Below are 19,898 nucleotides of genomic sequence, written 5' to 3'. Positions count from 1 at the left end.
CACAGATGGCGCAACACAGGCATATCGATGAAGTTTTCGCGCAGGGGGTTCGTGGCTGGACTGGCATTGGCAGTGGCCGTACCTGCCGTTTCAACGGGAGTGTATGTTCAGCGCAAACGAGAGGAAGAAGAGGCCGCCGAGCTTTCTTCCGATGAGCCCGCAACGCCTGTCCCTGAGCTTGCCGATGCCTTGCTGGCCAATCGTCTGACGGGTATCTGGGACCTGCGTTTCGTCGCGGGCCAGGCGCACTTTCCCAGCCTTGCGCTGGATGGAGCACGACTGTTGATCGATGTCGGCCCTGGCGGTCGAGCCTTGCGTGGTTACCTGGGGCGTGCCGGCGATGATGCGACCGTGAGCGTATTCGGCGAGCTGTCGAGTGCCAAGGAGCCTCATGTCGTTTTGACCTTGCAGGATGCCTCTGGCGAGCGTTTCGTCGCCAATGCGATCTTCGACGAGATTTGGGGCGAGTGGAGTACGGGCGGTGGCGCCAATACCTTGAGTGGGCAGATTCGCCAGGCAGGTCAGCAACCCGGTCACTCGACGCCCACGCTCGCGTTCGCGGCAACGCGCCGGCCCTTCGTGGTTGCCCGTGAGCGTTTACTGTTCTCGCCTGAGTTGCATGCGCGCCTGGTATCTCCTGGCATGCGCTTGTTCCATCAGCTCTGGCATGCCAGCCGCGATCGCTGGCACAAGATTGATGAAGAGCGGCGCCAGGCCGTCCGCGCCCTCGGTTGGCAAACCGGACCGTTGGGCAAGGAGCGCGGTGCACGCGGCAAGGATCGTCACGAGAACGGCTCCGGTGAGGACTTCCTGTTCATGCACCGGCATATGTTGCAGCAGGCTCGCAGCCTGCAGGATCTGCCGTCGTGGCCGAATTTGCCCGCGCCTCGACCTTACCTCGCCAATGGCATTCAAGCCTTCGTCGACTACCACGAGAATCGCACGGGTATCTCCGTTCCGCCCGCCTGGGAGGCATCGGGAGATGATCAATTCAGTCAGTGGGTGCACTACATCAAAAGCAGTGAGGGTCACCACGCCAACTTCGAACTCTGGGAAGCGCAGTACCGTGATCCGGAATACCTGGCGACTTTGTGCCTGGGCGAGCTGGGCTCACGCATCGAGCTAGGTATCCATGATTGGCTGCACATGCGCTGGGCATCTTTGCCGCGTGACCCCAACAGTGGTTTGCCGGTGGTTTATGCGCGCAGACCGGACGACTTCGCCGAGCGCTGGTTCGAGCCACAGAACGATTACTTGGGCGATCCGTTCTCCTCTCACGTCAATCCGGTGTTCTGGCGCTTTCATGGCTGGATCGACGATCGCATCGAAGACTGGTTCCTGGCCCATGAGTGGTCTCATCCCGGCCAGGTTCGGCGTGTAGAGGTCAGCGGCGTGCCCTGGTTCGCGCCTGGGCGCTGGGTGCGTGTTGCCGAGCCCTGGCTGGGGCCTTCGGAGCAGGGCTGTGGCGCCTGGGGGCGTGGCAACCTGACCGAGGCTGGCGAGTTCGATATCGAGACCATGAAGCTGGCGCTGCGCGCCATCTTCGCTGGCGACGAGGAGTTACAACGTTTGCAAGGGCGTTTCCCTGGTCGTCCCTGGTTTGGACGCCACCTCACGCCTGGCCCGGCCCATTCGTAGGCATTGGAGATAAAGTCATGGAGATACACGCGGTACTGTCCCGTTTGTTCACCGGTGCGCAGGCGGTCGGCGCACAAGGCGTTTTTCAATTCATCTTTTCTGCCGATTCGGCAATCTGGGCCGAAGTGGGCAATGAGCTTGCCCTCGAATCGGGCACTCACCCTGCCGCGGATGTGACCATTGAGCTCGACGAAGCGGATTTCGCCGCCATTCTTGAAGGCGGGCAGGATGTCGAAGAGCTGTTCGCCAACGGTCGGCTGAAAATCACCGGGCAAGTGGGCCTTGCTACGTTGCTGCCGCAGATGATCGGTATCGCCATGCGTGGTGCGGAGCCGCCCAGCCAGACGCGGACCAAGGACGAACGCTTCCCAGCACCGGAGCGTGAGGCGGATCGGGTTTCGCGGGATCAGCCGATTCTCGAAGCGGTTGAGCGTTGTCCGCGTGAGCAACTGAGCATCGTGCGTTTTCGCGAGGAATACTTGCCAGTCGGCAAGCCGCTGATCATCACCGGTGCGCTGAACGACTGGCCGTTGTTCAACATGTCGCGGGAGGAGTCGGCGGCCTGTTTCGGTGAGTTGCAGGGCATCACACGCCATGGTGATTATGTGAGCAAGACCTTCTCTGCCGAGCGCGATTTTCGTTCGGGGTCGATGGCCGATTTCATTTCCTCCATGGATGACGAAGCTCCAGAATCGAGCGTTGGAGCACGCCCAGCCTACATGGGCAACAATGCAGTGCCGGCGCAGTTGATGGAGCTGATCCGTTTCCCCGATTACTTCGAGGAGTCGCTGTATATAAAACCGCGAATCTGGATCGGACCGAAGGGTACGCTGACTCCGCTGCATCGGGATGACTCGGACAACTTCTTCGCCCAGGTCTGGGGGCGCAAATCTTTCATCCTGGCTGCGCCCCATCACCGTGAGGCCCTGGGTACCTGGTCGACCTCGCCGGACGGTGGATTGGAGGGCTGTTCGTTCAATCCGGATGCACCAGATTACGAGGCGTTCCCGGCGGCGCGTGAGGTAACGTTCTACCGGGTTGTGGTCGAGGCGGGTGAGATTCTGTTCATCCCTGATGGTTGGTTCCATCAGGTTGAGTCGGTGTCCACTTCTCTGTCGGTCAACTTCTGGGCCAATTGTGGGCGTGGCTGGTCAGTATAAGGGCGTTCGATAAGGGCGCTGGAGGCTGAACAGTTGAGCAATGTGAGAGCGACTCCCTTCAGATTTTAGGACATATACACCGCTTCGCGCTCATGGCGCACTCCCGCGAAGACGGTATGCTTTCCTACTCCGTGAGAGAGCACCATGTGTGCGAAGTAGATCTGAACGTCAGCAGGCTAATTATTCGTCCGACCCTGATCTACCTCTTGTCCAGCTTCAGTGCGCGTCTCCTATGCCGTTTCGACCTTCCGCTCGCTGATTGCGCGTCCGCCACGCATCTGGATGACCTGATCGGCGACGTCGAAGTAGCGGTCGTCGTGGGAGATTACGATCAGCGTTTTGCCCATGGCCTTCAGTTCGGGCAGAAGTTCTCGGTAGAACACCCGGCGGAAGAATGGGTCTTGGTCGGCGGCCCACTCGTCGAACACCAATATTGGTCGCTCATCGAGCCAGGCATTGATTAGCGCCAAGCGTTTGCGCTGGCCGGTGGACAGATCTGTAGTGGTGAACACACCGTTTTCGATCCTGACCTTGTGTTCGATATTCAGGCGCTGCAGATACTTTTCGGCATCGACGGGCAGGCCCGTCTGGCCAGGTAGCGGATCGTCGAACAGGTAGTAGTCGGCGAATATCGTGGTGAACAATTGACGATAATCGTCGCGGCCTTCAGCCGTGAGTGGTTGGCCGTCGAGCAGGACCTCGCCGTGTTGCGGGGTATAGAGGCCAAGCAGCAGCTTGATCAGGGTGGTCTTGCCACCGCCGTTTTCGCCGACGATGAACAGGATATCGCCGCGCTCGATGCTCAGGTCGATGGGGCCGAGGCCAAACTTCTCGCTACCTGCGACGGCAGGGTATTCATAACGTACCTGGCGCAGTTCTATACGTTGCGGGCCGAGCTGGTTCGCTGGCGCTGCCTGGGTATCGAGCAGGCTGGTTTCGGGATTGCTGAAGCGCCGCGACAGTTCGGCGATGCGTTTGAAGGCGACCTTGGTCCGCCCAACGCTCGGCAGGCCGTCGATCAGGCGCTCCAGGGGGCCCTTCAGGTACAGCATCACCAGTACGAAGCCAGCGAGCACGGATTTTTCCATGTCTGGCCAGAGGGCCTGGAAGGCGATGGCCATACCAATAACAGCGAAAAATAGCATCGAGCCGAAGGTCTCGGCACCGACGAAAATGTTGGCGGCGCGTATGTTGGCGTTGCATACGCGCTGGGTAGCATCGTGGAACTGGTTGTGCAGCAGATGGTGTCGACGCTGCCGATGGATGCGCAGTTCCTTGGCGCCTACCGATAATGCTTGATAGTGCCGCTGCAACTCGTCGTCGCCATCGCGAGCGACTTCCAGGCTGCGTGTGCCGATCACGTAGGACAAGTATTGAGCGCCGATGCCGATCGAGATGGTGATGAGGGTCAACAGGAAGATTGCCCAGGACAGCGAAGCCAGATAGGCCAGGCAGCCAAGGGTAATGGTGAAGGCGATCATCAGCGGCGCCAGTGACAGCGCGAAGGTGCTGACGGTGCCGACATCGTTGAGCAGGATCGGAATCAACCTATGCACGCGGTAACGCTCCAACTGCTCAATGGGGGCAACGGCGATGCGTGCGGCCATATCTCGCCTGAGTCCAAGGATGACGCGCTGACCGATCCAGTTGGTCAGCAGGTGCGACAGGGTCGAGCAGGCTAATGTTCCCAGGCAGAGTCCGGCGAACAGCCAGGCTAGCCCCGATAATTCGCTGGTATCTGCGCTCATGGCGCGGTTGACCGTGGCGAGCAGGGTGGTAATGCCCAAGCCTCCAACGATGCCGAGTAGGCTCGAAACAAGGATCTGTAGCCAGAAGGGACGCAGGAGTCGGAAGGTTTCCCGGGCGAGACTATCGGCTTGTGCAGTCATGAAACTCTCTCGTTCGACAGCGGCTGGCCTGGCTCGTGGCAGAGCAGGCCTGGAAGTGTTGAAACGAGAGGTGAGTACGAAGATTTAAAGTCCGCGATAGGTGCGTTTGCTGTGGATGACGGTTGAGCCGTTGCTGTTCTTGCTCAGGACCACTGGCAGCACCTTGGGTAGCATCTGTACCAAGTCCTGGGCATTGCGCGTGTTGTAGATGCCACCGATGCGAATGTTGGCAGTCGCCTGATCAGCGAGCAGTACGGGTTTGTCCAGGTAGCGGTTGATTCGCGGCAGGGCTTCGGATAGCGGAAGGTCATCGAGGATCAACTTGCCGTCACGCCAGGCCAGGGCCTTTTCGGCATCGGCACTGGATATCGGCACTGGATATCTCGGCCAGGTTCGAACCATCGGCATAACGTGCCTGCAGGCCAGGGATCAGGTAAGCGACTTGGTCGGTACGACTGACATCGCTGAGCACCTTCACCGAGCCCTCGGTCAGGGTAACGATGACCTGATCCTGATATTTCCAAACGTTGAACTGGGTACCGGTTACGGTGACACTACCTTTTCCTGCGCGTACCACAAAGGGATGGCTGGCGTCGTGCTGGACCTTGAAGAAAGCTTCGCCTTCACGCAGGTCGACCTGGCGTCTGTCGCGGTAATTGCTGAAGGTAATCGACGAGTTCAGGTTGAGCAGCACTTCCGAACCGTCGGATAGCTGTACCATGCTGGGCGACGACTGCGACTCGTAGCGGTGATAGCTATCGGGCAACCAGGCCTGGTGCCAGCCCAGCAGGCCGGTCAGCGGTATCGCCAGCAGGATGGCAGCGGCCGCGGCAAAACGGCTACGGTGCTTTGGTTGCGCGCTTTGGGCCGCTTGTGGCAGGGTTTGGCGCGGCAGATTATCGCTGATATCCCAGATACCTTGCATCGCCTCGAACTCTAGGCCGTGAGCCGGATCCTGAGCGAGCCACCGGGTAAATGACTCACGCTCTTCGAGCGTGCAGTCTTCGGCATGCAGCCTCATGCACCAATAGGCGGCCTCGTCGGTGACGGTGTCGTTGGAAGCAGAGGAGGGCTGATTCATAGGGCTGAAGACATCACGAATTTGGATTGAGGACGTATTTTTCTGTGGCAAGGGGGTTTATTAATGATGAGAATAATTATAATTTAGAAGCTTTATAGTATAGGTTGCGGTGCGTGTGGGCTCAAGGCAGATACGATGCCTCGGGGCGGAGTGATCATGGAAAAGTATTACCATCAGCTAGTCCGTTATCTGACTATCAAACTGCGGGATCGACAATTGGCGTCCGACGTTGCGCATGATGCCTATCTGCGTGTTCTCGAGGGCTCCCTGCGTGGAAGCGTGCTCGAGTATCCGCAGGCCTATCTCTATCGCACGGCGACCAATGTTATCATCGATCTGCATCGCCGAGGTGCCGTGCGCTTCGCCGACTCTATCGAGGATATCGAAGCACATGAAGGGAAAGCCGACGAAACGCCTCATGCTTCGTTATATATCTCGGAGCAGGTCAAGCTAGTCGAGCATGCGTTGAGCGAGCTCTCCGAGCCGTGTCGCACCGCCTTCCTGTTGCGCAAGCTCGATGGCATGGCGCATCCCGAGATTGCCAAGCGCATGGGTATTTCCAAGGACATGGTAGAAAAGCATATCGTCAATGCGATGAAGCATTGTCGTGTGCGGGTCCGGGAGATGGAATACTCCAAAGCCGATCCGGATGATGCTGCCAAGCGCTTCAAGTCCTCCCGATCTTTCTCTCTGACAAGAGACTGACGTGTTCACCGGTAGCTAAATTACCGCGCTGACCATGCGTTTCATCCGCTATTACATTGGCGGATGAGGAGAGCGTATGTTCAGGATGCTATCGGGCGCCGCCTTGCTGGCTGCCGTCTCCTTTGGGGCTTTCGCTGATAACCAGGCCGAAATCCGTTGGACTTCTTTCGGCATCCCGCACATTCAGGCCACTGATGAGCAAGGCCTGGGGTATGGCATCGGTTATGCCTACGCGCGCGATAATCTTTGCCTGCTGGAGGATGAAATCCTCACCGCACGGGGCGAGCGCTCTCGCTACTTGGGCAAGGACGGCGAGTCTTCGGCTGATCTTGGCAATTTGCCCTCTGATCTTTTCTTCCGTTGGCTCAACACCGATGAGGCCGTTTCGGCATTCTGGGCAGCTCAGCCGGCGGACATCCAGGCGCTGTTGAGTGGTTATGTTGCGGGGTTCAATCGCTATCTGGCCGATAAAGGCCCATCGCCCTGTTGCCGTAGCGCAGTCTGGGTCCAGCCGATCACTAAAGAGGACATGGTCAGGCTGATTCGCCGCCTGCTGGTCGAAGGCGGGATCGGACGCTTCCCAGAAGCGCTGCTGGCTGCCGCGCCACCCTCTGCGACTGATCGTAAGCCCGTCGCGCAGGTTGACGACCCGATGAAAGACTTCGCTGCCAATCATGGCAGCAATGCGATTGCCGTTGGCGGCGAGCGCACCGAGAATGGCAGGGGACGTTTGCTGGCCAACCCGCATTTTCCGTGGGCTGGTGCGCTGCGTTTCTATCAGATGCACCTGACCATTCCCGGTAAGCTGGACGTGATGGGCGCCTCGTTGCCCGGCCTGCCGGTAGTCAATATTGGCTTTAACCAGCACCTTGCCTGGACCCATACGGTCGACAGCTCCAGCCACTTCACCCTGCATCGCCTGCAACTCGACCCGGTGGACCCGACGCGTTATGTTGTCGATGGCGTCGCACAACCGATGCGCAGGCTTAGCGTAACGGTCGAGGTGCTGGGAGCCGACGGCAAGCTTTCCACTGTCAGCAAGGACATCTACGAAACCGAGTTCGGCCCGCTGGTGAACTGGCCGGGCATGCTTGACTGGGACAAGCAGCACGCCTACGCGCTCAAGGACGCCAACCTGCATAACGACCGCGTGCTGCAGCAATGGTACGCGATGAACCAGGCGACGGATGTGGCGGCCTTGCGCGAAAGCATTCGCCATATCCAGGGTATTCCCTGGGTCAACACCCTGGCGGCTGATGACAAGGGCGATGCGCTTTATCTCAATGGCGGCGTCATTCCTCATGTGCCATTGGAGCGCCTTGCCCAGTGTGCCGATCAGCGCCTCGTTGAGCAGGGGTTGCCGGGGCTGGATGGCAGCCGACGCTTTTGTGACTGGCAGATGGATGAGGGCGCTGCTCAGAACGGTATTGTCGCAGGGACACATCTGCCTGTCCTGCTCAATCGCAGCTTCGTGCAGAACTCCAACGACAGTGCCTGGCTGAGCAATCCGGCCACGCCGTTGATGGGCTATTCGCCCTTGGTCAGTCGTGAGGGCAAGCAGCTTGGTGCGCGGGCGCGCTTTGCCTTGGCCGAGTTGGCGGGGCAGAGCACTCCGCTGACCGAGGATTTCCTACAGACGCTGGTGACAGGCAATCGCGTCTATCTGGCTGAGCAGACGCTCGATGACCTGAAGGCGTTCTGTGCCAGCCGAATACTGGCAGCGGCTGCGAAAAAGGTTTGCGAGCGTCTGGCTGTCTGGGATCGTACCGCCAACCTGCAAAGTGATGCGGCCGGTTTCATCTACTTCCAGCAACTGATGTCGGTATTGCAGAAAGCCGATGCCTGGCGCGAGCCGTTCGATCCGACCGATCCGGTCAACACGCCACGCGGTATTGGCTGGCAAGACCCAGTAGTGGCGGCGAAGCTGGAAGCTTCATTACGAGAAATCGCTGCCCAAACCCCATCCTTGCCGGTGCAATGGGGACAATTGCAGAGCTCCAGACATATTCCGATTCCGGGTGGCAACGGCAAGTTGGGTGTGTACAACGCGATTGAAAGTAGCCCGGCGCAGGATGGCCATCTGGAAGTGCATAGCGGCAGTAGCTACGTCCAGTTGGTCAGCTTCGATGACAACGGACCGGTCGCTAAAGGCGTGCTCGCATTCTCTCAATCCAGCGAACCGGGTTCGCTCCACCGCCACGATCAGACAGAACTGTTCTCTCGACAGCAGCAATGGCCTGCATTGCCGTTCACCCGCGCGCAGATTAATGCTGATCCAGAGTTGCGCATTTTGCGGCTTTCAGAATGACACTTAATTTCCAGCGCGATCCGCTCGTCACTGCTCCATTGGTTGTTGGCCTGGAACATTTCGGAGGGAGGCGACATGACGGCAACAGAGGTTATATCTGCACAGGTTGGCGAGAGTGGGCGTTATATCGTGTTCATCCTTACACCGGAGCGCAGCGCTTTCAATGCCAGTTTCGTATTGGCCCGCGGCCTTCGTGACAAGGGCTATCGAGTCCTCTACATAGGTCCGGATCGTTGCCGCCAGCACGTCGTCAATCAAGGGTTCGAATATGAAGTGTTCGAATATGCGCGGCATCCCGAGGAGCCGGAACTGCGTGATGGTATACCTGTGACGGAGATCGATTTCTCCGGGATTCGTGGCTGGTGGCGTATGCGTAGTTTCGTGGCTTTCGAGCGCTGGGCTGAGTTCGAACTGCGAGGGCGGACGTTGAAACGCTTCCACCAGCTTAATCCACTCGTTGCCCTGCTCGACCCGTTAGTTTGGGCCTACGCACGTTTGCCGCTTGAGTGTGGCGTGCCGCTGATTTCCTTCAACACCTCATTGGCCTCGTCCTTCAATTGGCATGTGCCGCCTGCCTTCTGCAACCTGCTGCCGGTCGAGCCGGAAACTTTGGCGTCGCGGCTGCGCAACGGTCTGGCTTGGAGCCGGATGACCTTGAAGTATTGGTTGCTCTATACGCTACTGCCGCCTTTGTTCAGCCTGCGTCTATTGCTGTGGCCGCGAGGTAGCTTATTTCGGCCGCTGCGCAGGTTGGGCGCTCGTATCTGCTGGAGCGAATATGGCCCGCGTTTGAAGTTACCGGAGTTGGTCGCTGCTCCTTCAGCGTTCGACTTTCCGCAGATGCTCAGTAGCAACGACCGCACTTACCTTGGCACGTGCGTGGATCAGCAACGCCAGGATGTCGAGTTCGATTGGCAAGGCATCGACGAGCAAAAACCGTTGGTCTATTGCTCTCTCGGCACCTATAGCCATGTCTATGACCATGGCCAACGCCTGTTTCGTGCGGTGGTCGAGTTGGCGTGCAAGCGTCCCGAGTACCAATTCGTGGTGCAAATCGGTACCGCGATGGAGGTTACCGATTTCAATGAGGTGCCGGACAACGTCCGCCTGTTGAAGGAAGTACCACAGTTGCTGTTGTTGCAGCGTACCCGGTTTTTCATTACCCACGGCGGGCTGAGTTCGGTGCGCGAGGCGATCATGTTTGCCGTGCCGATGATGGTGTTGCCCTGCTGGATGGAGCAGCCAGGAAACGCCGCGCGCGTGGTTTATCACGGGCTTGGCGTGAGAGGTGATATTGCACAGATAGATGCTCTGGGACTGGCCCGTTTGCTGGAAGGGCTTGAGCAGGGTGACTGGCAGGGGAATCTGCAGCGTATGCAGGCAGCCTTCCAGCGTGAAGAAGGACCGCAGGCTGGCATCGACTTCATCGAGTCATTCCTGCGTAAACGATCCAACGGGCAGGAGCAAACCAGCCAGTTGGTTCCAGACAATGCACTGGGAGCTTGAGCGATGAGCGAGAGCAAAGGCAGCATCTTCCTGCTTCTGTGTCCAGAGCAGAGTTCTTTCAATGCCAGTTTTTCCCTGGCCAGAGGACTGCGCGAGCGTGGCTATCGCATGGTCTATGCTGCCCCTCTGGAATGGAAAGAGTTTCTATTGAAACAGGGGTTCGATTTTCATGAAGTGGAGCCGCTGCATCTGCCTGAGACGTTGAGAGATGAGCAGCGACCCGAGGGACGCTGGCGCCGTTTCTTGTTTCAACGTCGACAATTGCAAACAGTCTTCGCCCAGATCGAAGTGCAGTTGGAGGAGGCACGCCAGTCTTTGTTACGTGAAGGTCCGGTGTTGTTGTTGATTGACCCCTTGATCAAGCATCAGTCTTTATTGCCACTGCTGTGCAAGATCCCGACTATCGCTTTGAACACGACCATCGCTTCGACCTTCGATAGTCGGATCCCATCCGCTTTTGGCCTTCTGCAACCTGCCGAACGTCCACGTTTCTCCGATCGTCTGCGTTTCACCAAGGACTGGGCGCGCTGCCTATGGAGTACATGGTCCCAGCGCTTCTTCGAGGACAATCTGGTACCACTGGCCTTTGGCCTGGCACCTCGGAGCAGCCTGGTTAGGAGGGTCAAACGCCTTGGCGGCGGTGTACGCTGGGGCGAATACGGGCCATGCCTGACGGTGCCAGAGTTCGTTCTTTCCGCCAAAGAGATTGATCTGCCGCAAACCATCTCTTCGCGGCCGCGTATATACGCCGGTAGCAGCGTCGACCTATTGCGCGACGATGGCGAGTACGATTTCAGTTGGTTGCAGGAAGACAAACCGCTGGTCTATTGCTCCCTGGGCACCTACAGCCAATGGTTTCGCAATGGTCGTGGAGTTTTCGAAGCGGTGATCGAGGCCTTACGTCAGCGTGACGACCTGCAGGCCATCGTACAAGTCGGCAATGTCGCGGAGCTGGATAGCTTCGGTGAACTGCCCGAGCGCATTCGTCTGGTCAAGCGTGTGCCACAACTCAAAGTTCTAGAGCGGGCGGATATATTCATCACCCATGGGGGCTTCAGTTCCACGCGTGAAGCCTGCTATTTCGGGGTCCCGATGATTGTGTTTCCGTATTTCCTCGATCAGCCGGGCAATGCTGCTCGTGTGCAATATCATGGTCTTGGTGTGCACGGAGACTTCGCCCAGGCAACACCGGAAACCATCTTGCAAATGCTGGACAAGGTTCGGCAGGATCGCTACAAAGTTGCGGCCAAGCGCATGCAGGCTCACTTCCGGCAACAAGCGGACTGCCAGGCAGGTCTGGACTTCATCGAGCGTTTCCTAGCGGAGGATGCCTCCTTGCAAAGTCAGGCGCAGCGCAGCGCCTGGACTACGCAATTTCAGGTATTGCCATCGGCTTGAGTCAGGCATTGCCGTTTGGCTCACGCTGCAATATGGGCAAACGACAGTGCAAATGCACTTCACTCCGGCAACCTGGCAATCACCTTGATCTCGAACTGGAAACCATAGAGCCAGGTCACGCCGACGGCGGTTACAGTCGGGAAAGGTGATTCGCCCCAATACTCGGGCACGACTTGCCAGATCCTTTCGAAGTTCTTTTCAGCATCGACGATGAACACGGTGACGTCCTGTACATCGGCGAAGGTGCAGCCGGCGGCAGCCAGTACGGCGTTGAGGTTTTCGAAGGCACGACGGACTTGTTGCTCCAGTTCCGGCTCCGGCGAGCCGTCTTCGCGGCTGCCGACCTGGCCGGAAACGAACAGCAAGCCATTGGCGCGAACCGCTGGTGAATAGCGATTGCGTTCGTAGAGTGCCTGGCGGCCTGCGGGGAAGACGACGTCACGGGTAGTCATCAACTGTCTCCATAAGCATGTTGTGGCGATGGAGGCAGGCTAGGGCGGGGCGTCGTTGCGATAAACGCGCAACATTGATCAGGACTGTTTGTAGAATTCAAACAATCCTTGACCCCTGGAGCCGTGATGGACCGTTTCGATGCGATGCAGGCATTCGTCCGTGTGGTGGAAACCGGCAGTTTCACCAAGGCTGCCGAGACCCTGCACATGAGCAAGACCAGCGTTACGCAACTGGTGCAGCAACTGGAGGCTCGCCTGCGTGTGCGCTTGTTCAACCGAACCACGCGCAAGGTCCAGGTGACCGCCGATGGCCTTGTCTACTACGAGCGGGTGACTCGGCTGCTGGCGGACCTGGATGACGCCGAGACCAGTTTGTCCGATGCCACCGTGTTGCCGCGCGGGCGCTTGCGGGTGGACGTGCCTAGCCCGCTGGCGCGGGTGATCCTGATTCCGGCCTTGGCGGACTTTCACCAGCGTTATCCGGATATCCAGATCGACATGGGCGTCAGTGATCGCATGGTCGATCTGATCGACGAGAACGTCGACTGCGTGATCCGTGGCGGTACGATCACCGACCAGTCGCTGGTGGCTCGGCATATCGGCGATCTGCGCTCAGGCATCTATGCGGCGCCGGCTTATCTGCGGAGTGTTGGAGTACCTGCGCATCCGCTTGAGCTGGAGGACAGCCATCATCGGATCGTCGGTTTCCTCTGGTCGCGCAGTCGCAAGGCGATGCCCTATGCCATGCGGCGTGGCAACGAGAGTGTCAACTTGCATGGGCGTCACGTTATCGCCGTGGATGACGGTAACGCCTATCTGGCGGCGGGTGTTGCCGGGCTTGGCGTGTTGTGGTCACCCGAGTACATGGCGCGGGCTCATGTGCAGAACGGCGAGCTGCAGCAACTGTTCGAGGATTGGGAACTGGAGCCGATGCCACTTTATCTGGCCTACCCGCCGAACCGGCATGTCAGTGCCAAGCTGCGGGTGTTCATCGATTGGGTGGTGGCGTTGATGGCGAAGCACGTCCCTGTGCTGGCGCGTTAGCGGGTCTTGATACGTGGCAGCAGGATGGTCAGCAGGCCGAACAGCGGCAGGTACGAGCAGAGTCGGTAGACCTCTTCGATACCATGGATGTCCGCCAAGTGGCCGAGCAGCGCGGCGCCGATACCGCCGAAGCCGAACATCAGGCCGAAGAACACGCCAGCGATCATGCCGACGTTGCCCGGCACCAGTTCCTGGGCGAAGACCACGATGGCCGAGAAGGCCGAGGCGAGGATGAAGCCGATGATCACGCTCAGTACGCCGGTCCAGAACAGGTCGACGTAGGGTAGGGCCAATGTGAACGGCGCGACGCCGAGGATCGAGAACCAGATCACTGCCTTGCGCCCGATCTTGTCGCCGATGGGGCCGCCGAAGAAGGTACCGGCGGCGACGGCGCCGAGGAACAGGAACAGGTGCATCTGCGAGCTGGCCACCGAGAGGTCGAACTTTTCCATCAGGTAGAAGGTGAAGTAGCTAAGGAAGCTGGCCATGTAGAAGTACTTGCCGAATACCAGCAGGGCCAGCACGACCAGCGCAAAGGTCACACGCCGCTTGGACAGGCCGTGGGTGGCTTTGCCGCCGGCCTTGAGCTTGAACAGGTTGAGGTGGTTGCGGTACCAGCGGCTCAGTCCGTACAGCACACCGATGGCGAATACCGCGAACAGGCCGAACCAGGCCACGTTGGCTTGGCCGTAAGGGATGATGATGGCCGCCGCCAGCAGGGGGCCGAATGCGGTGCCGGCATTGCCGCCGACCTGGAAGGTCGATTGTGCCAGACCGTAGCGCCCGCCTGAGGCCAGTCGCGCGACGCGGGACGTTTCCGGGTGGAAGGTCGACGAGCCGATGCCCACCAGCGCCGAAGCCAGCAGCAGCGAGGGAAAGCTGCCGACGAAGGCGAGCAGGAGAATACCGATCAACGTGCAGACCATGCCCGCCGGCAGCAGCCAGGGTTTGGGGTGACGGTCGGTATAAAAGCCGACCCACGGCTGTAGCAGCGAGGCGGTGAGCTGGAAGGTCAGGGTGATCAGACCGACTTGAGTGAAGCTCAGGCCATAGTTGGTCTTGAGCATCGGGTAGATCGAAGGCAGGACCGACTGGATCAGATCATTGATCAGGTGAGCCAGGGCGCAAGCGCCGATCACGCGCATGACCAGGGGGCTGACGGTTGGCGCGCTGACGGGCGCCGAAGCGGTGGTACTGCTGGACATCAGGATCATCCGGACACAAAAAGAAACGGATTATGCACCATGATGGGGCCAGGGATGAGCGATGCCACCATGAAAGCCATGGGGAAATATCCACCCTGAGAATACTTTTGTAACAAATGACCGGGATGATGACGGGACGCCTCTGTAAACGGAGTTTCCCGCATGATTACCGACACACTCGATGTCGCCAGCAGGCCGGCGCTGGATCGCAAGTCTGGCCGGCTGTCCCGGCTGGTGTTTTTCTGCATCATCGCTGCTGGCTTCACCTATGCCATCTGGAACCTGGCCCATGACGTGGATACCAGCCCGACTGCGACGACGACCTGGACACCGTTCCTGCTGCTGGGCGTCGCTTTGCTGATCGCCCTGGGCTTCGAGTTCGTCAACGGTTTCCATGACACCGCCAACGCGGTGGCCACGGTCATCTATACCCACTCGCTGCCGGCTCACGTCGCGGTGGTCTGGTCCGGTGCCTTCAACTTCCTCGGTGTGCTGCTGTCGAGCGGAGCGGTGGCATTCGGCATCATCGCTTTGTTACCGGTGGAGTTGATCCTGCAGGTGGGGTCGACCAATGGCTTTGCCATGGTCTTCGCCCTGCTGATTTCCGCCATCCTCTGGAACCTTGGTACCTGGTGGCTGGGCTTGCCGGCCTCGTCCTCGCATACCCTGATCGGCTCGATCATCGGCGTTGGTATCGCCAACGCATTGATGACCGGACACGACGGCACCAGCGGCGTGGACTGGTCGCAAGTCCTCAAGGTCGGCTACGCCTTGCTGCTGTCGCCGCTGATCGGTTTTATCTGCGCCGCCTTGCTGCTGCTCGCCCTGAGGGCGCTGGTGAAGAACCGCGAACTCTACTCCGCGCCGAAGGGCGACGCGCCGCCGCCGTTCTGGATTCGCAGCCTGCTGATCATGACCTGCACCGGGGTCTCGTTCGCCCACGGTTCCAACGACGGGCAGAAGGGCATGGGCCTGATCATGCTGATCCTGATCGGCACCTTGCCGATGGCCTACTCGCTGAACCGGGCCATTCCCGAGTCGCAGACCCAGCAGTTCATCGCGGTGGCCCAGGTGACCCAGCAATCCCTGGCTGCGATTGCGCCCCAGGCGGCACCCGCCGATCCGCGTGCGGTGCTCGCGGGCTTCCTGTCCTCGCAAGAGGCTACGCCTGAGCTGGTTCCTGCCCTGGCGGCCATGGCGGGGAGCCTGGCGGATGACGTCGGCGGCTATGGCTCGCTGTCTCGGGTGCCGGCCGAGGCGATGCGCAACGTACGCAACGATATGTACCTGACCGCCGAGACGATTCGGATGATGGGCAAGCAGGGCGTTGGCAACTTCAACGAAGAGACCACGGCTCGGCTGCAAGCCTTCAAGGGGTACCTCGACGATGCGACGCGCTTCATTCCGACCTGGGTGAAAGTCATCGTGGCCATCGCTCTTGGCCTGGGCACCATGGTCGGTTGGCGGCGGATCGTGGTGACCGTTGGCGAGCGCATCGGCAAGACGCACCTGACTTATGCCCAAGGCGCTTCGGCTGAATTGGTCGCCATGGCCACCATCGGTGCGGCGGATGTCTATGGCCTGCCGGTCTCGACCACGCACGTACTGTCGTCCGGGGTGGCCGGGACCATGGCGGCCAATGGCTCTGGCCTGCAGATGCGCACCATCCGTAACCTGGTCATGGCCTGGGTGCTGACGCTGCCGGTGGCCATCGTGCTGTCGGCGATTCTCTATTGGCTGTTCTCGCGGTTGGCTTGAGAGGTAAAAACGTTAAAGCCTGGATGTACCTTCAGGCTTTAACGTGCCTGCCAGACGTTCAGTCTCTAACGGGGATGCACCGCATCCGAAACGGCATAAGGCATAACCCAAGGTTATTTGTACCGCGAGCCGGCAAGGCCGATGCTTGAGCGCTCCCTGGTCAAGCAAGGTTCGTCATGAGTACCCAACGGCAGCTCAAGCTCGGCGCCTTCATGCGCCCGATCAGCATTCATACCGGTGCCTGGCGTTACCCGGGCGCCTGGCCAGACGCCAACTTCAATTTCCGTCACATCCGCACCCTGGCCCAGGCACTGGAGGCGGCGAAGTTCGATGCCTTCTTCATGGCCGACCACCTGGCGCTGCTGAACATGCCGCGCGAGGCGCTCAAGCGTAGCCACACCGCCACTTCGTTCGAACCCTTCACGCTGCTTTCCGCCCTGAGCCAGGCCACCGAACGCATCGGCCTGGTGGCGACGGCGTCCACCAGCTTCGACGATCCGTTCCATATCGCCCGGCGTTTCGCTTCGCTGGATCATCTCAGCGAAGGGCGTGCGGGCTGGAATATCGTGACCACCGCCAACCCCGATGCGGCGCTGAATTTCGGCCTCGAAGAACATCTCGATCACGGCCAGCGCTATGCGCGGGCCCGGGAGTTCTATGAGGTGGTCACCGGCCTGTGGGACAGTTGGGCCGATGATGCGTTCGTGCGCGACGTCGACAGCGGCACGTATTTCGACCCGGACAAGCTGCATACCCTGGATCACAAGGGCGAGTACCTGTCGGTGCGCGGTCCGCTGCATATCGCCCGGCCGCCCCAGGGCTGGCCGGTGATCGTCCAGGCTGGCGCTTCCGAGCCAGGCCGCCAACTCGCGGCGGAAACCGCCGAGGTGGTGTTCGCCGGCCACACGACGCTGGACGAGGGCAAGGCGTTTTTTGCCGACGTGAAGGGCCGGATGCAGCGCCTGGGACGCAATCCCGAGCATCTGAAGATCCTGCCGGGCGCCTTCGTCGTGGTCGGCGATACGCTGGAAGAGGCCAGGCGCATTCGCGCGCGCCTCGACAGCCTGGTGCACTACGAGAGCGCCATTGCCTCCCTGAGCATCGCCCTGGGTGTGGATGCCAGTCGCTTCGACCCGGATGGCTTCCTGCCCGAGGTGCCGGATACCAACCAGAGCAAGTCGTCGCGCGAGCGGGTCTTGGGCATTGCCGAGCGCGAGAAGCTCACCGTGCGCCAGCTGGCCCAGCGCCTGGGTGGCTACGCCGGCCTGGCGTTCGTCGGTACCGCGCAGAGCATCGCCGATGAGATGGAGCAGTGGCTGTACGAGGACGGCAGCGACGGCTTCAACATCATGTTCCCCTGGTTGCCTGGCGGGCTGTATGCCTTTACCGAGCGGGTCGTGCCCGAGCTGCAGCGACGTGGACTGTTCCGCCGCGAGTACGAGGGTACTACGCTGCGCGAACACCTTGGCCTGCCGCGTCCGGGCAACCGTTTTTTCTAGGATTCGTTGCCGTTTCGTCGCGGCAGCGCAGCGTGCGACGAAGCGGCAATAGACCCTGGCAGATCGCCCAATCCATCGAGTTCCGCTTCGCATTCCTGGTCGGCGAATAGGCTCAGCATAGGCGGGCACTCGGCTGGTTTTGCGAGATTCCATCGGGGGGCAAGGATCGTCCTGCGGGCCAGAGTCCTTGGCTTGATTGCCAGTTGCCATCATGCTACTAGTCTGGTTAAGCCCTATTGGCACTGAAAACAGCGGCTGGCCGTGAAATAGCCGAAATTCGTGCATGTGGCGTGACGAATGGCACTACCCGACTAAAACTTAACAAAGAGGCTTTATGAGTGAGGCGCAAGTCATACGCTGATCTGGCTTGAGGCTAAAGGGTAATCAGACGGAGCTGTCTCCCAGGTGAATAATGTCGAATCATAAAGCACTTCCGAACCGATTTAAGCTTTATCTGTACGGCATGTTTATTGTGGTCGTATTGCTGGGGCTGGCGTTTTTCGTTTTACTTCAGGAGCAGCGCAGATATCAGAAAGCCATCCAGCTCAGGGAACTGTCTCTATATCTGACGGAAGAGCTACGTCAGTCATCAACGGATCTTGCGCGACTGGTGCGAAGTTACGTGATAACCGGAAATCCAGTTTATCGTGACTACTTCAATACCGTAGTAGAAATCCGTGAAGGTCATCAGCGACGACCAACCAACTACAGCCTTGCCTACTGGGAACTTAAAAATACCGAGGGGCACAGTGCCTCTTACACTGGATACCGGGATGGCGAGGCGGTAGCACTGATTGAGTTGATGCGCCGCGCAGGCTTTACCAACGACGAATTGGCAAAACTCATAAAAGCCAAGGCCAGCTCGGACCGGCTGGTGGAAATCGAAAGAGAAGCCATCGTGCGTGTCGATATGGATTCACGTAATAATCAACAACGTGATCTTGCCTTGTCGACTCTGGCAGACGAGAAGTTCATTAACCTCAAAGCGCAGGTAATGCTACCAATCATTGAAACACAGCAAATGGTGATAAACCGCACTCAAGCTGCGGTGGATATTGCTAAACGGCGTCTCTCGATCTCAACGCTTTTCCTTTTCTTGATGACAGGTGCCCTGGTTGTACTGACACCGTTGCTGGGGCGTGAGATTCGCAGGCTGATAGGCTGCCCGATGCAAGACCTGCAAAGCACATTGGATCAGTTAGGCCGTGGAGACTTCCTCACTCCGATCAAGGCCAAAGAGCCCAACAGCGTGCTGGCCTGGGTCGCGAGCACGCAACGTCAGTTGGCGACACTGAATCTGATGCATTTCAAAGCCATCGTCGAGTCATCGGAGGACGCGATCATAAGCAAGACTACAGACAGTATCGTCGCGAGCTGGAATGTCGGCGCCGAGCGTATTTTCGGGTACAGCGTCGAGGAGATGATCGGTAACTCGATACGCAGAATCGTTCCTGAGGATCGGGCTTTTGAAGAGGACGACATTCTCGAAAAGATTTCCCGCGGCGAGAAAGTTGAACATTTTCAAACCCAGCGCCAGCACCGTGATGGTCACCTTATAGATATCTCGGTAAGCATTTCACCGATCTATAGCGAATCAGGGAAGATTATTGGTGCTTCAAAGATCGCGCGCGATATCACCCGTATTAAGGCGGCCGAAGCTGAAATTCAGCGCCTTGCCTTTTATGACACGCTTACCGGGCTGGCAAATCGCAGGTTATTGATAGATATCCTGAGCAAAAACATAGATCGCTATGAACGTGACAGCGTTGGCTTCGCTGTTGTTTTTCTCGATCTCGATAACTTCAAGACCATCAATGATACCCTCGGGCATGAAGCCGGCGATGCACTGCTTGCCGAGACCGGCAGTCGTCTACTTGGCTGTTTGCGAAAAACAGATTTGGCGGCCCGCCTTGGCGGTGACGAGTTCGTCTTGCTCATATCTCCCAGCCAAACCGTAACCCCGAGCGATCAATGGCTGGGCATAGTCATAGAGAAAGTAAGAGAAAGTCTGGCTTTGCCTTATGCACTACCGGGTGGCGACTATAGGTGTACGACCAGTATCGGCGGAGTCATCTATGAGGGGCAGGGCGGATCGGCCTTGGATCTGCTGCGGCAGGCGGATCAAGCAATGTATCAGGCCAAGCGCAAGGGCAAGAACCAGTTCCATATTTTCGACAGGACTGTCCCAGAGACCAAGTACGACACCTGAACCAAGGCGTAGTGGTTTAATTCCCGTGGTACTTGGATAGGGAACC

The 19,898-nt window shown here is 58.9% G+C and carries 13 protein-coding genes and 1 pseudogene; 10 read left to right on the top strand and 4 right to left on the bottom strand.

Features of this window, described 5'->3' with window-relative positions:
* Positions 1–27: 27 nt before the first annotated feature.
* Both pvdP and ACSZPK_RS22730 read left to right on the top strand, forming a co-directional pair.
* Positions 28–1,638 (top strand): pyoverdine maturation tyrosinase PvdP, encoded by a 1,611-nt coding sequence (gene pvdP / locus ACSZPK_RS22735; RefSeq protein ID WP_437883871.1) that lies wholly within the window; start codon positions 28–30, stop codon positions 1,636–1,638.
* Between the two features lie 17 nt (positions 1,639–1,655).
* Entirely contained in the window at positions 1,656–2,798 is a 1,143-nt protein-coding gene (locus ACSZPK_RS22730; protein WP_437883870.1) for a cupin-like domain-containing protein, read from the top strand.
* 230 nt (positions 2,799–3,028) lie between these two features.
* Here the strand turns inward: ACSZPK_RS22730 and ACSZPK_RS22725 are convergent, their stop codons facing one another.
* Together ACSZPK_RS22725 and ACSZPK_RS22720 are read right to left on the bottom strand one after the other, a co-directional pair.
* The gene (locus ACSZPK_RS22725; protein WP_437883869.1) at positions 3,029–4,687 is read right to left on the bottom strand and encodes a cyclic peptide export ABC transporter; all 1,659 of its coding nucleotides are present in this window, start codon (positions 4,685–4,687) and stop codon (positions 3,029–3,031) included.
* An 84-nt stretch (positions 4,688–4,771) separates the two neighbouring features.
* Positions 4,772–5,768 (bottom strand): annotated as a pseudogene (locus tag ACSZPK_RS22720) (FecR family protein).
* Between the two features lie 156 nt (positions 5,769–5,924).
* On the opposite strand from ACSZPK_RS22720, the gene ACSZPK_RS22715 reads away from it, so the two are divergent.
* The 4 genes from ACSZPK_RS22715 to ACSZPK_RS22700 all read left to right on the top strand — a co-directional run bounded on the left by ACSZPK_RS22715 (position 5,925) and on the right by ACSZPK_RS22700 (position 11,685).
* The gene (locus tag ACSZPK_RS22715; RefSeq protein WP_437883868.1) at positions 5,925–6,473 is read left to right on the top strand and encodes a sigma-70 family RNA polymerase sigma factor; all 549 of its coding nucleotides are present in this window, start codon (positions 5,925–5,927) and stop codon (positions 6,471–6,473) included.
* 76 nt (positions 6,474–6,549) lie between these two features.
* Positions 6,550–8,781, top strand: a complete 2,232-nt coding sequence (gene pvdQ / locus ACSZPK_RS22710) for a bifunctional acylase PvdQ (protein ID WP_437883867.1) — start codon at positions 6,550–6,552, stop codon at positions 8,779–8,781.
* A gap of 75 nt (positions 8,782–8,856) precedes the next feature.
* Entirely contained in the window at positions 8,857–10,287 is a 1,431-nt protein-coding gene (locus tag ACSZPK_RS22705) for a nucleotide disphospho-sugar-binding domain-containing protein (protein ID WP_437883866.1), read from the top strand.
* A gap of 3 nt (positions 10,288–10,290) precedes the next feature.
* Positions 10,291–11,685, top strand: a complete 1,395-nt coding sequence (locus tag ACSZPK_RS22700) for a nucleotide disphospho-sugar-binding domain-containing protein (protein WP_437883865.1) — start codon at positions 10,291–10,293, stop codon at positions 11,683–11,685.
* Positions 11,686–11,744: 59 nt separating this feature from the next.
* Here the strand turns inward: ACSZPK_RS22700 and ACSZPK_RS22695 are convergent, their stop codons facing one another.
* Positions 11,745–12,137 carry a RidA family protein gene (locus ACSZPK_RS22695; RefSeq protein ID WP_437883864.1) on the bottom strand — a complete coding sequence of 131 codons (393 nt, stop codon included), beginning with the start codon at positions 12,135–12,137 and terminating at the stop codon, positions 11,745–11,747.
* Between the two features lie 126 nt (positions 12,138–12,263).
* Here ACSZPK_RS22695 and ACSZPK_RS22690 point away from each other — a divergent pair, with 126 nt between their 5' ends.
* Positions 12,264–13,181, top strand: a complete 918-nt coding sequence (locus ACSZPK_RS22690) for a LysR substrate-binding domain-containing protein (RefSeq protein ID WP_437883863.1) — start codon at positions 12,264–12,266, stop codon at positions 13,179–13,181.
* Here ACSZPK_RS22690 and ACSZPK_RS22685 read toward each other — a convergent pair.
* Entirely contained in the window at positions 13,178–14,386 is a 1,209-nt protein-coding gene (locus ACSZPK_RS22685; protein WP_437883862.1) for an MFS transporter, read from the bottom strand. The two genes, ACSZPK_RS22690 and ACSZPK_RS22685, sit on opposite strands and share 4 nt — an antisense overlap.
* Positions 14,387–14,548: 162 nt before the next feature.
* Here ACSZPK_RS22685 and ACSZPK_RS22680 point away from each other — a divergent pair, with 162 nt between their 5' ends.
* From ACSZPK_RS22680 to ACSZPK_RS22670, 3 genes are all read left to right on the top strand, one after another.
* Positions 14,549–16,144, top strand: coding sequence for an inorganic phosphate transporter (locus ACSZPK_RS22680; protein ID WP_437883861.1), 1,596 nt, complete (start codon positions 14,549–14,551; stop codon positions 16,142–16,144).
* 176 nt (positions 16,145–16,320) lie between these two features.
* A complete protein-coding gene (locus tag ACSZPK_RS22675) occupies positions 16,321–17,643 on the top strand; it encodes an LLM class flavin-dependent oxidoreductase (RefSeq protein ID WP_437883860.1) in 1,323 nt (440 codons plus the stop codon).
* 412 nt (positions 17,644–18,055) lie between these two features.
* Positions 18,056–19,852 carry a diguanylate cyclase domain-containing protein gene (locus ACSZPK_RS22670; RefSeq protein ID WP_437883859.1) on the top strand — a complete coding sequence of 599 codons (1,797 nt, stop codon included), beginning with the start codon at positions 18,056–18,058 and terminating at the stop codon, positions 19,850–19,852.
* The last annotated feature ends 46 nt before the right edge of the window (positions 19,853–19,898 follow it).

Origin of the sequence: Pseudomonas sp. LRF_L74, from assembly GCF_965644255.1 — a bacterium.
Lineage (GTDB): Bacteria > Pseudomonadota > Gammaproteobacteria > Pseudomonadales > Pseudomonadaceae > Aquipseudomonas.
This window is presented reverse-complemented; position numbering and strand designations above follow the sequence as displayed.

Excerpts from the sequence above, each read along its gene's own strand:
- pvdP (WP_437883871.1), top strand. The coding sequence starts at position 28 with ATGAAGTTTTCGCGCAGGGGGTTCGTGGCTGGACTGGCATTGGCAGTG.
- ACSZPK_RS22690 (WP_437883863.1), top strand. The coding sequence starts at position 12,264 with ATGGACCGTTTCGATGCGATGCAGGCATTCGTCCGTGTGGTGGAAACC.
- pvdQ (WP_437883867.1), top strand. The coding sequence starts at position 6,550 with ATGTTCAGGATGCTATCGGGCGCCGCCTTGCTGGCTGCCGTCTCCTTT.
- ACSZPK_RS22675 (WP_437883860.1), top strand. The coding sequence starts at position 16,321 with ATGAGTACCCAACGGCAGCTCAAGCTCGGCGCCTTCATGCGCCCGATC.
- ACSZPK_RS22695 (WP_437883864.1), bottom strand. The coding sequence starts at position 12,137 with ATGACTACCCGTGACGTCGTCTTCCCCGCAGGCCGCCAGGCACTCTAC.
- ACSZPK_RS22700 (WP_437883865.1), top strand. The coding sequence starts at position 10,291 with ATGAGCGAGAGCAAAGGCAGCATCTTCCTGCTTCTGTGTCCAGAGCAG.
- ACSZPK_RS22680 (WP_437883861.1), top strand. The coding sequence starts at position 14,549 with ATGATTACCGACACACTCGATGTCGCCAGCAGGCCGGCGCTGGATCGC.
- ACSZPK_RS22730 (WP_437883870.1), top strand. The coding sequence starts at position 1,656 with ATGGAGATACACGCGGTACTGTCCCGTTTGTTCACCGGTGCGCAGGCG.
- ACSZPK_RS22715 (WP_437883868.1), top strand. The coding sequence starts at position 5,925 with ATGGAAAAGTATTACCATCAGCTAGTCCGTTATCTGACTATCAAACTG.
- ACSZPK_RS22725 (WP_437883869.1), bottom strand. The coding sequence starts at position 4,687 with ATGACTGCACAAGCCGATAGTCTCGCCCGGGAAACCTTCCGACTCCTG.
- ACSZPK_RS22685 (WP_437883862.1), bottom strand. The coding sequence starts at position 14,386 with ATGTCCAGCAGTACCACCGCTTCGGCGCCCGTCAGCGCGCCAACCGTC.
- ACSZPK_RS22670 (WP_437883859.1), top strand. The coding sequence starts at position 18,056 with ATGTCGAATCATAAAGCACTTCCGAACCGATTTAAGCTTTATCTGTAC.
- ACSZPK_RS22705 (WP_437883866.1), top strand. The coding sequence starts at position 8,857 with ATGACGGCAACAGAGGTTATATCTGCACAGGTTGGCGAGAGTGGGCGT.